The 15050-nt window shown below is 71.2% G+C and carries 2 protein-coding genes; both read left to right on the top strand.

Annotation, left to right across the window (positions count from 1 at the left end):
• Window positions 1–83: 83 nt before the first annotated feature.
• Window positions 84–14054, top strand: a complete 13971-nt coding sequence (locus LTV02_RS11610) for a non-ribosomal peptide synthetase (protein WP_233039998.1) — start codon at window positions 84–86, stop codon at window positions 14052–14054.
• Window positions 14051–15043 (top strand): ATP-binding cassette domain-containing protein, encoded by a 993-nt coding sequence (locus LTV02_RS11605; protein WP_233039997.1) that lies wholly within the window; start codon window positions 14051–14053, stop codon window positions 15041–15043. Before LTV02_RS11610 ends, LTV02_RS11605 begins: the two co-directional genes overlap by 4 nt.
• Window positions 15044–15050 lie beyond the last annotated feature (7 nt).

Below are 15050 nucleotides of genomic sequence, written 5' to 3'. Positions count from 1 at the left end.
CTCGCGCGTGCGCGCATTCGCTGGCCGTGATCGGTCTTCGGGGCTCGGGGAGTTGCGTCAACAGCGGCAGAACGGAGTGTTTGATGAGTTCATTGGCCACCGATCGTGTCGACCAATGTTCATCTGGTGAATTCTCGGCTCAACCATTCGCGCTCTCTCCCGCGCAGGCCGCGCTCTATTACGCGCAGCGCATCAGGCCCGACATCCCGCTCACCATCGCGCAATACGTGGAGATCCACGGCGACCTCGACGTGGGCCGGCTGCTCTACGCCATCGAGCGGTTCGGGTCGGAGACCGAGGTCGGGCACGTGCGCCTGCTGGAGATCGACGGCGAACCGCATCAGGTGGTGGACCCCACCTGGCGGCCCGGCTGGAAGCGCCTGGACCTGCGCGAGGAACCGGACCCGCGCGCGGCCGCGCTGGCGTGGATGAACGACCACGCCAGCTCGCCCATCGATATCGAACACGATCCGCTCACCATCAATGTGGTGCTGCGGACCGGGGATTCGGACTGGATCTGGTACACCCGCGGGCACCACATCGTCATCGACGGCTACGGGGCCATGAACGGCACCACCCGCGCCGCGGAGATCTACACGGCGCTGGAGAACCAGACCGAACCGGTCGTCTCACGCGCCACCCCGCTGGCCGCCATCTACGCCGACGAGGGCCGCTACCGCGAGACCACCCGCTTCCGCAACGATGCCGAGTACTGGCGCGAACAGCTGGAAGGGGTCGGCGAGCCGATCACGCTGTCCGGCAACGGGATGCTCGCGCCCATTTCCGACTCCGGACGGCGCACCGCCACCGCGGTGCTCGGACCGGAACTGGAAGCGGCCGTCGAAGCCGCGTCGAACACCTTCGGCAGCAATAGTTCCGCCATCTTCGTGGCGGCGCTGGCCTGCTACGTGCGGGCCGTCACCGGACATCAGGACGTGGTGCTGAGCCTGCCGGTGTCCGCGCGCACCACCGTGGCCTTGCGGCGCTCCGGCGGCGTGGTGTCGAACGTGGTGCCGATCCGGGTGCGCTTCACCGGAGCCGACACCCTCGCCGATACGGTGCGGGCCGTCGAACTGCAGATCACCGGGGCGCTGCGGCATCAGCGGTATCGCAGTGACGACATCCGCAGAGAATGCGGATACTCGCGCGATGCCCGCGGGTTCTTCGGGCCCATGGTCAATCTCATGCTGTTCCACAGCGAATTGAAGTTCGGCAGCCTGGTCGGGGCCATCAATGTGCTCTCCACCGGGCCCGTGGAGGATCTGTCGATCAACCTGTACAACGGGGTCGGCAACCGCATCCACATCGACTTCGAGGCCAACCCGCGGCTGTACGGGGACGCCGAACTGACCATGCACCACGGGCGGTTCGTGGACTTCCTGCGCCGGCTGGTGCTGGCCGCGCCGGAAACCCCCGTCGGGGACCTGCCGGTGCTCACCGACCTCGAACGCGAACGCGTACTGCACGAATGGAACTCGACGCAGGTCGCGCGGCAGGACGGCACCCTGGCCGGGCTGTTCGCCGATCGGGCCGCCATGTGCCCGAGCCGGGTGGCCCTGGACTTCGAGGGCGACACCCTGACCTACGCGGCGTTCGACGAGCGCGCCAACCGGCTCGCCCGCGAGCTCATCGCGCGTGGGGCCGGACCGGACACCGTGGTGGGCTTGGCGATTCGCCGGAGCCTGGACCTGCTCGTCGGCATGTACGGCATCGTGAAGGCCGGAGCCGCCTATCTGCCCATCGATCCGGACCATCCGGCCGATCGCATCGAGGCGATTCTCGAGCAGGCGCGGCCGCTGTGCGTGCTCACCGCCGCCCGCGACGAACTCGAACTGCCTGCGCTCGCCCCGCGATTCGATATCGACACCGCCGACCTGTCCGAGCGCGGCGGCCGGCCGATCACCGACGCCGACCGCATCACGCCGCTGCGCGCCGACCATCTGGCGTATGTCATTTTCACCTCCGGGTCGACCGGTAAGCCCAAGGGCGTGGGCGTCAGCCACGCCGCCATCGTCAACCGGCTGCGCTGGATGCAGCACGCCTATCCGCTCGACAGCAGCGACGTGGTGCTCCAGAAGACCCCGGCCACCTTCGATGTGTCGGTGTGGGAGTTCTTCTGGCCCTTGCAGATCGGCGCCCGCCTGGTCATCGCCGCCCCCGACGGGCACCGCGACCCCAGCTACCTGGCCCGCGTCATCGCCGAGAAGAACGTCACCACCGCCCATTTCGTGCCGTCCATGCTCTCGGTCTTCCTCACCGACACCGATGTGCGCGGCTGCACCGGCCTGACCCGCGTCTTCTGCTCCGGCGAAGCCCTGCCCGCGGCCACCGTCACCGAGTTCCACGCCGCGCTCGGCACCGGAGCCGAAGCGCCGCAACTGCACAACCTCTACGGCCCCACCGAAGCCGCCGTCGACGTCACCGCCTGGCACTGCGCGCCCGGCACCACCGACGTCCCGATCGGCTCCCCGGTCTGGAACACCCGCACCTACGTCCTGGACGCCCGCCTGCAACCGGTCGCCCCCGGCGTCGTCGGCGAGCTGTACCTGGCCGGCGTGCAACTCGCCCGCGGCTACCTCGGCCGCCCCGGCCTCTCCGCCGACCGTTTCGTCGCCAACCCCTTCACCCCCGGCACCCGCATGTACCGCACCGGCGACCTGGTGCGCTGGCGCAGCGGCGGCCGCACCGGCGTCCTGGAATACCTGGGCCGCAGCGACTTCCAGGTCAAGATCCGCGGCCTGCGCATCGAACTCGGCGAAATCGAGAACGCGCTGCTGGCCGACGACCGCGTCGCCCGCGCGGTGTGCGTGGCCCGGCGCGGGCGCGGCGGCGACGAACTGATCGCCTACGCCGTGGCGGCGCAGGGCATCCTGCCCTCCGGCGGCGTGCCGGCCGGAGCCGATACCGCGAACGGCACCGGCGGTGTCGGCACGGCTGCGCCGGATATGCACGGGCGCAAGCAGATCGGCGCGCCGGGCGCGGCCGACGGACCGGCGGGTTCGATCACACGTCGCGGCAGTGTTGCTGCGGCCACCCCCGCCTCCGGCGGTACCGGTACCGCGGTGGCGGGGACCACCGCCGAGGCCGCCGATCGGGCGGAACTCGCGGCCGAACTCACGACGGTGCTGCGGCGGACGCTGCCCAGTTACATGGTGCCGTCGGCGATCATGGTGCTTGACGAACTACCGCTCAGCGCCAACGGCAAGGTGGATCGGAAGGCCTTGCCGGAACCGGTCATCGGGGTGCGCCGGCCGGCGCGGCCCGCCGAGGCGGGGCCGCGGAATGCGGTGGAGCATCAGGTCATCGGGGTCTTCGCGGAGGTACTGGGCGTCGACGAGATCGAGGTGGCGGACAACTTCTTCGATCTGGGCGGTAACTCGCTGTCGGCGGCGCGGGCGATCGCGCGGGTGAACGCGGCCGTCGGGGCCGCGCTGACCATCCGAGATCTGTTCGAATCGCCGACCGTGGCCGCGCTGGCCGCCCGGCTGGCATCCCCGCAGAGCGAGATGGCCTCGCCGAAACTGCTGGCGGGACAGCGCCCGGAGCACATCCCGCTCTCGCTGGCCCAGCAGCGGCTGTGGATCCTGAACCGGTTCGCCGAGCACGCGGCCGCGTACAACATGCCGCTCGCGGTGGAATTGACCGGGCCGCTGGATGTTCCGGCCCTGCGCGCGGGACTCCTCGATGTGCTGGAGCGGCACGAGAGCCTGCGCACGATCTTCCCGGACACCCCGCAAGGTCCGTGCCAGCGGGTGCATCCGGCCTCGGAGATCCCGCTGACGCTCGAACCGGTCGACGCGATCGACGCCGACGTCAACCAGCTGGTGGCCGAGTTCGCCGGGTACGGTTTCGATCTGCGCAGTCAGGCGCCGATCCGGGTGGCGCTGTACGCGACCGGACCGGATACGCACGTGTTCCTGGTGGTGCTGCACCACATCAGCGGTGACGGCTGGTCGGTCGCGCCGCTGACCCGCGACATCATGGTCGCGGTCGCCGCGCGCGCCGCCGGGCAGGTGCCGGACTGGACGCCGCTGCCGGTGCAGTACGCCGACTTCGCGCTGTGGCAGCGCGAATTGCTCGGCGACGAAGCCGATCCCGCGAGCGCGCTCTCGCGGCAGCTCGCCTACTGGCGGGCCGCGCTGGCCGATCTGCCCGACCAGCTGGACCTGCCCCTGGATCGCCCGCGGCCCCGGCAGCGCTCCACCGACGGCGGGCGCGTGGAGTTCGCCATCCCGGCGCAGCTGCGGCGGGATCTGGCCGCGCTGGCCGCCGAACGGGGCGTCAGCACCTTCATGGTGTTGCACGCCGCACTGGCGGCACTGCTTGCGCGATTGTGCAATTCGACGGATATCGCCATCGGCACACCCATCGCCGGGCGCAGCGATCCGGCGCTGGACGACCTGGTCGGCATGTTCGTCAATACCCTGGTCCTGCGCACCCGCATCGACCCGGCCGCCGGCTTCGATCGCATGCTCGCCGAGGTCCGCGACACCGACCTCAATGCCTTCGCCAATGCCGACGTCCCGTTCGAACGCCTCGTCGAGGTCGTCAACCCCGAGCGCTCCGCCGCCCGGCACCCGCTGTTCCAGGTCATGCTGTCCTACGACAGCAGCCCCGAACTGCGCGTCGACCTGCCCGGGGTGGCGGCGCGAGTGCTGCCCATGGCCATGGACATCGCCAAATTCGATCTCCAGCTGACCGTGCACGAACCGGTCGGCAGCGGCGCCGAAGAAGCCCCGCTCACCGCCGAATTCGGTTACGCCGCCGACGTTTTCGACCACGCCACGGTCGAGGCGCTGGCCCGGCGCTTCGCCGCGCTGCTGGCCGCCGCGGTCGCCGACCCGGCCGTCCCGGTGGGCGACCTGCCCATCCTGGACGCGCGTGAGACCGCGAAACTGGTGCCCATCATGGGGTCCCCGGCCGAACCGGCCAGCACCCTGGCGCGCCTGCTCACCGACACCGCCGAACGCGTGCCCGACGCCGTCGCGGTCCGCTACCAGGGCCACGACACCACCTACCGGGAACTCGACGAACGCTCGAACCGGCTGGCGCGGGTGCTCATCGAACACGGCGCGGGCCCGGAGGTCGTGGTCGCCATCGCGCTGCCGCGCAGCCTGGAGAGCATTCTCGCGGTGTGGTCGGTCGCCAAGACCGGCGCCGCCTACGTGCCCATCGACCCGGACTATCCCGCCGATCGCATCGCGCACATGCTCGCCGACTCCGGCGCCATGCTGGGGCTCACCAATGCCGAACGGCGCGCGGAAATGCCGGACTGGCCCGGAAGCCGTGGGCGGCACCGCAAGTCGTACGTGGACTGGCTGCTGCTCGGCTCGGACACCCTGGCCGCGGAATGCGCCCAGCAGACCGACGGCCCGGTGACCGACACCGACCGGCACCATCCGCTGCGCACCGGCGGCCCGGCCTACCTCATCTACACCTCCGGCTCCACCGGCAAACCCAAGGCCGTCGTCGTCACCAACGCCGGCATCGCCTCCCTCGCACACGAGCAGATGCATCTGTTCCGCGTCACCGATGCCGCACGCACCCTGCACTTCTCCTCGCCCAGCTTCGACGCCTCGGTGCTGGAGCTGCTGCTCGGCTTCGCCGCCGGGGCCACCATCGTGGTCGCGCCCGCCGGCATCTACGGCGGCGCCGAACTGGCCACGCTGCTGCGCGAAGAACGGGTGACCCATGCCTTCGTCACCCCGGCCGCACTGGGCACCGTGCCCGCCGCGGACCTGCCGGACCTGGAAGCGGTCATCGTCGGCGGCGAAGCCTGCCCGGAGGACCTGGTCCGGGTCTGGACCGATCCGGAGGCGCGACCGGCCGGAATGCCGGTGCGGCGCATGCACAATATGTACGGCCCGTCCGAAGCCACCGTCGCCGCCACCGCCACCGGACCCATGGTGGCCGGCCGCCCGGTGCCCATCGGCCTGCCCGTGCGCGGCATGCGGCTGTTCGTGCTCGACGGCCGCCTGCACCCGGTCCCGCCGGGCGTGGCGGGCGAGCTGTACCTGTCCGGACCCGGCCTGGCCCGCGGCTACCTGGGCCGGCACGGGCTGACCGCGCAGCAGTTCCCGGCCAACCCGCACGGCCGCCGCGGCGAACGCATGTACCGCACCGGCGATCTCGTGGTCTCCGACGGCGTCGGGCAGCTGCGCTTCCTGGGCCGCGCCGACGACCAGATCAAGATCCGTGGTTTCCGTGTCGAACTGCGCGAGATCGATCACGTGCTGCGCGACCATCCGGGAGTCACCTTCGCGCTCACCGTCGTCCACCACGACGAACGCGGCATCCCGCGCCTGGTCTCCTATCTCACCGCCGACACCGACCTCGACATCCCCGCGGTGCTGGACACCGCGCGCGGCCGGTTGCCCGGCTACATGGTGCCCTCGGCGGTCACCGTGCTCGAGACGCTGCCGGTCACCCCGTCCGGCAAACTCGACCGCAAGGCCCTGCCCGCACCGGATTTCGTGGCCGCGGCCCCCTCCCGCGCCCCGGAAACCGAGATGGAGCAGCAGGTCGCGCAGGTGTTCGGCACCGTGCTCGGCGCACCCGTACACGGCGCGGAGGACAATTTCTTCGAGATCGGCGGCAACTCGCTGCTGGCCACCCGGCTCACCGCCGCCCTGCACGCCGAATTCGGGGTGGAGCTGCCGGTGCGCGCCATCTTCGAAGCCCCCACCGTGGCGGGCGTGGCGGCCCGGCTGGCGGAAGCGCCCCGGACGCAGCGGGCGGCGCTGGCCGTGCACACCCCGCGTCCGGAGCGCGTGCCACTGTCGCTGCCGCAGCAGCGGCTGTGGTTCCTCAATCGATTCTCCCCGGAATCGAGCGCCTACAACATCGCTTTCGTGCTTCGGATCGACGGCGATCCGGACCTGCCCGCCCTCCGCGCCGCCCTCGGTGACGTGGTGGAACGGCACGAGGTACTGCGCACCGTCTTCCCCGAGGACGAGCACGGCGCCTACCAGCGGGTCCTGGACACCGCCCGCTGCCTGCCGGTGCTGGAAGCCGTCGAGACCGACGATGTCGGCGCCCGCAAGGCGCTGCGGTCGCTGGCCCGGCGCGGCTTCGACCTGGCGCACGAGATCCCGCTGCGAATGACGTTGCTGCGCACCGGCAATCGCCGCCACCTGCTCGGCATCGTGCTGCATCACATCGCCGCCGACGGCTGGTCGCTCGGCCCGCTCACCCGGGACCTCGCGGTCGCCTACACCGCCCGGCACGGCGGCGTCGCACCCGCCTGGACGCCACTGCCGGTGCAGTACGCCGACTTCAGCCTGTGGCAGCGCGAATGCCTGGGCCAGGAAGGCGATCCCGACAGCGCCGCCGCCATCCAGCTCGCCTACTGGCGGACCGCGCTCGCGGACCTGCCCGAGGAAATGCCGCTGCCCTACGACCGGGCCCGCCCGGCCGAACCCACCCAGCGGGCCGGCGCGGTGCGCTTCGAGGTCCCCGAGGACGTGCAGCGGCGACTCGCCGAAGTGGCGCGCGCCCACGGCGTCTCGCTGTTCATGGTGCTGCGCTCCACCATGGCCGTACTGCTGCGGGTGGTCACCGGCGGCCGCGACATCGTCATCGGCACCCCCGTCGCCGGGCGCACCGACACGCGCCTGGAAGAGCTCGTCGGCATGTTCGTCAACACCCTGGTGCTGCGCTCGGACGTCGACCCCGACCGCAGCTTCGCCGAACTGCTGCAAGCCGACCGCGATACCGAACTGGCCGCGCTCGCGCACGCCGAGGTGCCGTTCGAACGCATCGTGGAGGAGATCGGCGGCGGCGCCGGCGGGCTGCGCCCGGCCCTGCAGGTCGCGCTGACCGTGCAGGAACCCGCGCCCGCGCTGCAACTGCCGGGCCTGGGCCTGGCCGCCGAGGAACTCGATATCGCGCTCGCCAAGTTCGACCTCGAACTGCGGGTGCTGCCCGGCGCCGACGACGAGGACCGGATCTACGAATTCGTCTACGCCGCCGAACTGTTCGAGCAGCAGACCGTCAGCACCCTCGCCGATCGCCTGGTCCGGGTGTTCGACGCCGTCACCGCCGATCCGCGCATCAAGGTGCGCGATATCGACGCCCGCACCGAGATCGAACGCGAACTGCTCACCCCCGCCTGGGGACCCGCGCCCGAACCGCAGTGCAGCCTGGCCGCCTACTTCGCGGCCACCGCGCACCTCAACCCGGACCGGGTGTTCCTGCGCTACGAGGACACCGAACTCACCTACCTGCAAGCCGACGTCTACTCCAATCGCCTGGCCCGCGCGCTCATCTCGCGCGATCTCGGCCCGGGGGACCGGGTGGCGCTGGGACTGACCCGGTCGGTGGAATCGGTGCTGGCCGTACTGGCCGTCGCCAAGGCGGGCGCGGCGTACGTGCCGGTCGACCCCAACTATCCGGCGGACCGGGTGCGGCACATGCTCACCGACTCCGGCTGCCGGGTCGGGGTGAGCCTCACCGGGCACGCCGACCGGCTGTACCAGGCCGGCGGCGACCACGCCATCGAATGGCTGCTGCTCGACGACGCCGAACTGCTCGACGAACTCGAAGCCCACGACGACGGCGCCGTCACCGACGCCGACCGCACCACCACCCTGTGGACCGCCGACCTGGCGTACGTCATCTACACCTCCGGGTCCACCGGAAAACCCAAGGGCGTGGCCGTGACTCACGGCGGCCTGTCCAATTTCGCCGACGAGATCCGCGAGCGGATGCGGGTCGATCGCGAATCGCGCACCATGCACTTCTCCTCGCCCAGCTTCGACGCCGCCGTGTTCGACCTGCTGCTGGCGGTCGGCTCCGGAGCCACCATGGTGATCGTGCCGCCGCACATCTACGGCGGTGACGAACTGGCCGAGCTGATGGATCGCGAAGAGGTCAGCCACACCTTCATGACCCCGGCCGCCCTCGCCACCATCGACCGTGAACGGTGGGCGCTGCCCAACCTGCGGGCCGTCATGGTCGGCGGCGAGGCGTGCGGGCCGGAACTGGTGGCGCGCTGGGCCCCCGGGCGCATGATGTTCAACGGGTACGGGCCCACCGAGACCACCGTGGTCATCACCATCGCCGGGCCGATGATCCCCGGCGAGACCGTCACCATCGGCAGCCTGGTGCGCGGCGCGCGGGCCCTGGTGCTCGACGAGCGCCTGCACCCGGTCCCGGTCGGCGTGCCCGGTGAGCTGTACCTGGGCGGACAGGGTTCCGCGCGTGGCTATTTCGACCGGCTCGGGCTCACCGCCACCCGGTTCGTCGCCGACCCGCACGGACCCGAAGGCACCCGCATGTACCGCACCGGAGACGTGGTGCGCTGGACCGCCGACGGGGAACTGGTGTACCTGGGGCGCAGCGACCACCAGGTCAAGGTGCGCGGATTCCGGATCGAACTCGGCGAGATCGACGCCGTGCTCACCGCGCACCCCGCGATCCGCTTCGCACACACCGAGGTCTGCGAGATCGCCGGCGTCCGCCGCATCGTGTCCTATGTGCTGCCGGTCGCGGCGGACCTCGCCGCGGGCGCGGCGACCGGACGGGGCACCCACACCCCCGCCCACGGGCTGCCCGCGATCAGCGGGGCCGCGGCCGGACCGGACGGGCACGCCGCGGCGGCGCTCGATCTCGAGGAACTGCGCGCGCACTGCGCCGGACACCTTCCGGCGCACATGGTCCCGAGCAGCCTGACCCTGCTCGACCGGATCCCGCTCACCCCGGTCGGCAAACTCGACCGTGACGCGCTGCCCGAACCCCAGGCCGTGGTGGCCGTGGTGTCACGTGACCCCGAGACCGACACCGAGCGGCTCGTCGCCGAGGTGATGGGCGATCTGGTCGGGGCCGAAGCGCTCGGCGCCGACGACAGCTTCTTCGAGGTCGGCGGAAACTCGCTGCTGGCCACCCAATTGGTGGCGCGCCTGGCCACCGCGACCGGGGTACGGCTGGAGGTGCGGGCGGTGTTCGCCGCGCCGACCGTGGCCGGACTGGCCGCGCAGCTCGACGCCGGGACGCCTTCGGGGGATCTGCTGCCCGAACCGCGCAAACGCACCCGGCCGCAGCGCATTCCGCTCTCGGCCGCCCAGCGCCGGCTGTGGTTCCTGGAGAAGTTCAACGCCTCCGGCGATCACGGGGAAGCGTTGGGCGCGTACAACATTCCGGTGGCGCTGCGGCTGCGCGGCAAACTCGACGTGCAGGCGTTGCGTGCGACCCTGCACGCGGTGCAAGCCCGGCACGAAACGCTGCGCACCGTGTTCCCCGAACTCGACGGCGAACCCTGCCAGCGCGTGCTCGACGCCGACGAGGCCGCCATCGGGCTGCCGGTACGCACCGTCGACGCCGCCCAGGTGCCCGCGGAGATCCGGCGCACCGCCGCGGCCGGATTCGACCTGGCCAACCAGGTGCCGTTGCGGGCCGCGCTGCTGCGCCTGACCGGCACCGGCGTGGACGAGCACGTGCTGGTGCTGGTCGTGCACCACATCGCCATGGACGGCTGGTCGCTGCAACCCCTGGCCGCCGATGTGGCCGCCGCCTACCGGGCCCACACCGCCGGCCAGGAACCGCAGTGGCCCGCCCTGCCCATCCAGTACGCCGATTACACGCTGTGGCAACAGGATGTGCTGGGCCGCGAGGACGATCCCGAATCGGTGATCAGCCGCCAGCTCGACTACTGGCGGCGCGCCCTCGACGGCATCCCGGAACTGCTCGCGGTGCCCGCCGACCGGCCGCGCCCGCCGGTGCCCAGCTATCGCGGCGGCACCGTCGAATGCAAGATCGACGCCTTCACCCACCGCGAATTGCAGGCCCTGGCAGCCGAACACGGCGTCACCATGTTCATGGTGCTGCACGCGGCACTGGTGGCACTGTTGCACCGGCTGACCGCCGGGGACGACATCACCGTCGGCACCCCGATCGCCGGACGCGGGCACCCCGCGCTCGACCGCATGATCGGCATGTTCGTCGGCACCCTGGTACTGCGCACCGACGTCGACGGCGGCGCCGGATTCGCCGACCTGCTGCGCGCGGTCCGCGACACCGACCTGGAAGCCTTCGCGCACGCCGACGTCCCGTTCGAACGGCTCGTCGAGGTGCTCAATCCGGCCCGCTCGCAAGCACATCACCCGATGTTCCAGGTCATGCTGTCGGTGCAGAACCAGCCCGTGCGGGTACTGGAGCTGCCGGGCATGCGCATCGAAGCCGACGACGCCGACCCGGGCATCGCCAAATTCGATCTGCAGTTCACCCTCACCGAATCCTGGACGCAGCGGCGCGAACCCGACGGCATCACCGTGTCGGTCAACTACGCCTCGGACCTGTTCGAAGCGGTCACCGCGCAGCGCCTGGCCCACCGGTTCGTGCGCCTGCTCGGCGCGGCCGCGGCGAATCCGGCCACCGCCGTGGGGGATCTGGAACTGCTGGACGAGGCCGAATGGTCGGCGCTGGCGCCCGTGCGCGGCGCCGAAGCCGGCCTGCCCATCACCTTCCCGGAGGTGTTCGAGGCCGCCGCCAACCTCAACCGGACCGCCATCGCGGTGCGGGCGGCGGGCACCCAGATCTCCTACGACGCCCTGGACCGCTGGACCAACCGCCTCGCGCGCGTCCTCATCGGCTACGGGGTGGGACCGGAAGTGCTGGTCGCCATGGGCATTCCGCGCTCGGCCGAATCGGTCGCGGTCATGCTGGCCATCGCCAAGGCCGGCGCCGCGTTCGTGCCGGTCGACCCCAACTATCCGGAACAGCGCATCAGCCATATGCTGCTGGATTCCGGTGCGGCCGTGGGCATCACCCTGTCCGCGCACCGCGAACGCATGCCCGACGGCGCCAACTGGACCGTGCTGGACGCGCCCTCCTTCCGGCGGCGCGTGCTCACCACCTCCGACGCCCCGATCACCGACGACGAGCGGACCAGCGCCCTGCGCATGGACAACCCCGCCTACGTCATCTACACCTCCGGCTCCACCGGCATCCCCAAGGGCGTGGTCGTCACCCACGGCGGCCTGTCCAACTTCGCCGCCGAAACCGCGCAGCGCTTCGACGTGCGGCCCGGCTGCCGCGTCCTGCACTTCGCCACCCCGAGTTTCGACGCCGCCATGCTCGATCTGCTGCTCGCGCTCGGCGGGGCCGCGACCCTGGTCATCACCCCGCCCGGGGTGGTCGGCGGACAGGAACTGGGGCAGGTGTTCCAGGAGGAAGGCATCACGCACGCCTTCATCACCACCTCCGCCCTGGGCACCGTCGATCCGACCGGCGTGACCGCGCTGCGGCACGTGCTCGTCGGCGGCGAAGCCCTGCCGCCGGACCTGGTCACCCGGTGGGCGCCCGGGCGCAAGCTCTACAACGTGTACGGGCCCACCGAGACCACCATCGTCACGGTGATCTCGCAGCCCATGACGCCCGGCGGGCAGATCACCATCGGCGGACCCATCCGCGGGGTCGGGGCCAGCGTGCTGGACGCGCGCCTGCACCCGGCGCCCGGCGGGGTCACCGGTGAACTGCACCTGGCGGGCGCGGCCCTGGCGCGCGGCTACCTGCGCCGGCCCGGGCTCACCGCCCAGCGGTTCGTGGCCAACCCGTTCGGCAAACCCGGCGAGCGCATGTACCGCACCGGCGACCTGGTGCGCTGGCTCGAAAAGGGCGGGCGCGCACGGGATATGGAGTACGTGGGACGCACCGACCATCAGGTGAAGATCCGCGGCTTCCGGATCGAGCTCGGCGAGATCGACGCCGCGCTGGCCCGGCACGCGGCGGTGGAATTCGCCACCACCATCGGCCATCGCACCCCGGCCGGGTCCACCGCGCTGGTGTCGTATGTCAAGCCGCGCAACGGGACCGCGCCGACCGTGGCCGAACTGACCGCGCACGTGGCCGAGCTGGTGCCCAACTACATGGTCCCGCAATCGATCATGCTGCTGGACCGGATCCCGCTGTCCCCGGTCGGCAAGCTCGATCGCAAAGCCCTGCCGGAACCGGTGTTCGCGGCCCGCGAGGGCTACCGGGCGCCGTCCAATCCGACCGAGGAAGCCCTCTGCGCGGCGTTCGCCGACGTGCTGGGCATCGAATCGGTGGGCGCGGACGACGGATTCTTCGAACTCGGCGGCAACTCGCTGCTGGCCACCAAGGTGGTCTCGCAGGTACGGGCGGCCGGTATCGACCTGCCCGTGCAGGCCATGTTCGGCGAATCCACCCCGGCCGCCATCGCCCGCCGGCTCGCCGACGCCGACGGCGATGCCGGGGCCGCGCTGCTGGCCGCCCTGGAAGCGCTGCTGCCGCTGCGCCCGGTCACCGACGGTGCGGTGCCGCCGCTGTTCTGCGTGCACCCGGCCATCGGATTGTCCTGGTGCTTCGCCGGATTGGTCTCGCACCTGCCGCACGACCGGCCGGTGTACGGGCTGCAGGCGCCGCACGTGTGCGGCGAGGAAAGCCATCCGACCATCGCCGAAGCCGCGAAATACTATGTGGCGCACATGAAAGAGGTGCAGCCGCACGGCCCCTACCATGTGCTGGGCTGGTCGCTGGGCGGGCTCATCGCCCACGAGGTCGCGGTGCAGTTGCAGGCCGGCGGCGACGAAGTGGCGCTGCTCGGGCTGATGGACAGCTACCAGCTCTCGGACCGCTGGCTCGAGAGCGCCGTCCCGTCGGTGGCCGACATCATCGGCGAATTCGGCTCCGACCTGCTCGGCGGCGATACCGACGTGGACCCGCGGATGAACCTGCACGAGGCGGCCGAACTGCTGCGCAGCCGCCCCGGCCCGTTCGCCGCGCTCACCGTCGAACACCTGGAACGGCTCTACACCGGCTACACCAACGGCGCGGTACAGGCGCACGGCTTCCGGCCCCGCGTCTTCGACGGCGATCTGCTCTTCTTCACCGCCGCCGACGACGAGATCAACCTGGCCGACCCCGAGCGCTGCGCGTCCGCGTGGGAGCCGTACGTCACCGGCACGGTGCACGACCAGAAGGTGCGCTGCCGGCATTCCGGAATGACCACCCCCGAAGCGCTGTCCGTCATCGGACCGGTACTGCGGGATCACCTGGCGGAGCTGGCCGCTCGCGCCGGACGGGAGGAAACCCGATGAGCCTCGCGGTGGAAGTCACGGGACTGGTCAAGTACTACGGCAAGATCCGGGTCCTGGACGGGATCGACCTCGAGATCCCGTCCGGCACCGTGATGGGACTGCTCGGGCCCAACGGCGCCGGCAAGACCACCACGGTCCGCATCGTCACCACCCTGCTACGCCCGAGCTCGGGCAGCATCCGGATCGCGGGCATCGACGTGCTGAAGGACCCGGCGCGCGCCCGCACCCGGCTCGGCCTGTCCGGGCAGTACGCGGCGGTCGACGCCAACCTGTCCGGATTCGAGAACCTGCGCATGGTGGCCCGGCTCTACGGCATGAGCCACAAACGCGCCGCCGAACGCGCCGAGGAACTGCTGTCGGCGCTCGGGCTCACCCACGCCGCCGGCCGCCGCGCCGGCACCTACTCCGGCGGTATGGCGCGCCGGCTCGATCTGGCGGGCGCACTGGTGTGCCGCCCGCCGGTGGTGGTGCTCGACGAACCCACCACCGGGCTCGATCCCCGTGGGCGCCTGGACATGTGGCGCGTCATCGGCGAACTCGTCGACGACGGCACCACCGTCCTGCTCACCACGCAATACCTGGAAGAGGCCGATCTACTGGCCGACCGCATCACCGTCATCGACCGCGGGCGGGTCATCGCGCGCGGTTCCGCCGACGAACTCAAGACCTCCATCGGCGGCGACAAACTCACCGTGACCCTGGCCGCCGGCCAGGATCCCGCGCCCGCACTGCGTGTGCTGGCCGGGATCGGCGTCGGCGAACCGGCCCACGACGCCGGGGCCGACCAGGTGTTCGTGGTGGTCGGCGACGGCACCCGCACCATGGTCGAGGCGCTGCGCCGCCTCGACGACGCGGGCGTGTGCGTGCTCGACGCGCACGTGCACCGCCCCAGTCTCGACGACGTATTTCTCTCACTCACCGGCAAATCCGCCGAACGCGTCCCGCCGGTACGCACCAACCACGATGTGCAAGAGGAGATTCTGTCTTGACCACCGC

The organism is Nocardia yamanashiensis, assembly GCF_021183565.1.
GTDB lineage: Bacteria > Actinomycetota > Actinomycetes > Mycobacteriales > Mycobacteriaceae > Nocardia > Nocardia yamanashiensis.
Note: the sequence above shows the minus strand (reverse complement) of the source record. Positions and strands in the feature narration are given on the sequence as shown.

What these genes read in the sequence shown, in the direction of transcription:
- LTV02_RS11605 (WP_233039997.1), top strand. Translation starts at nt 14,051, where the DNA reads ATGAGCCTCGCGGTGGAAGTCACGGGACTGGTCAAGTACTACGGCAAG.
- LTV02_RS11610 (WP_233039998.1), top strand. Translation starts at nt 84, where the DNA reads ATGAGTTCATTGGCCACCGATCGTGTCGACCAATGTTCATCTGGTGAA.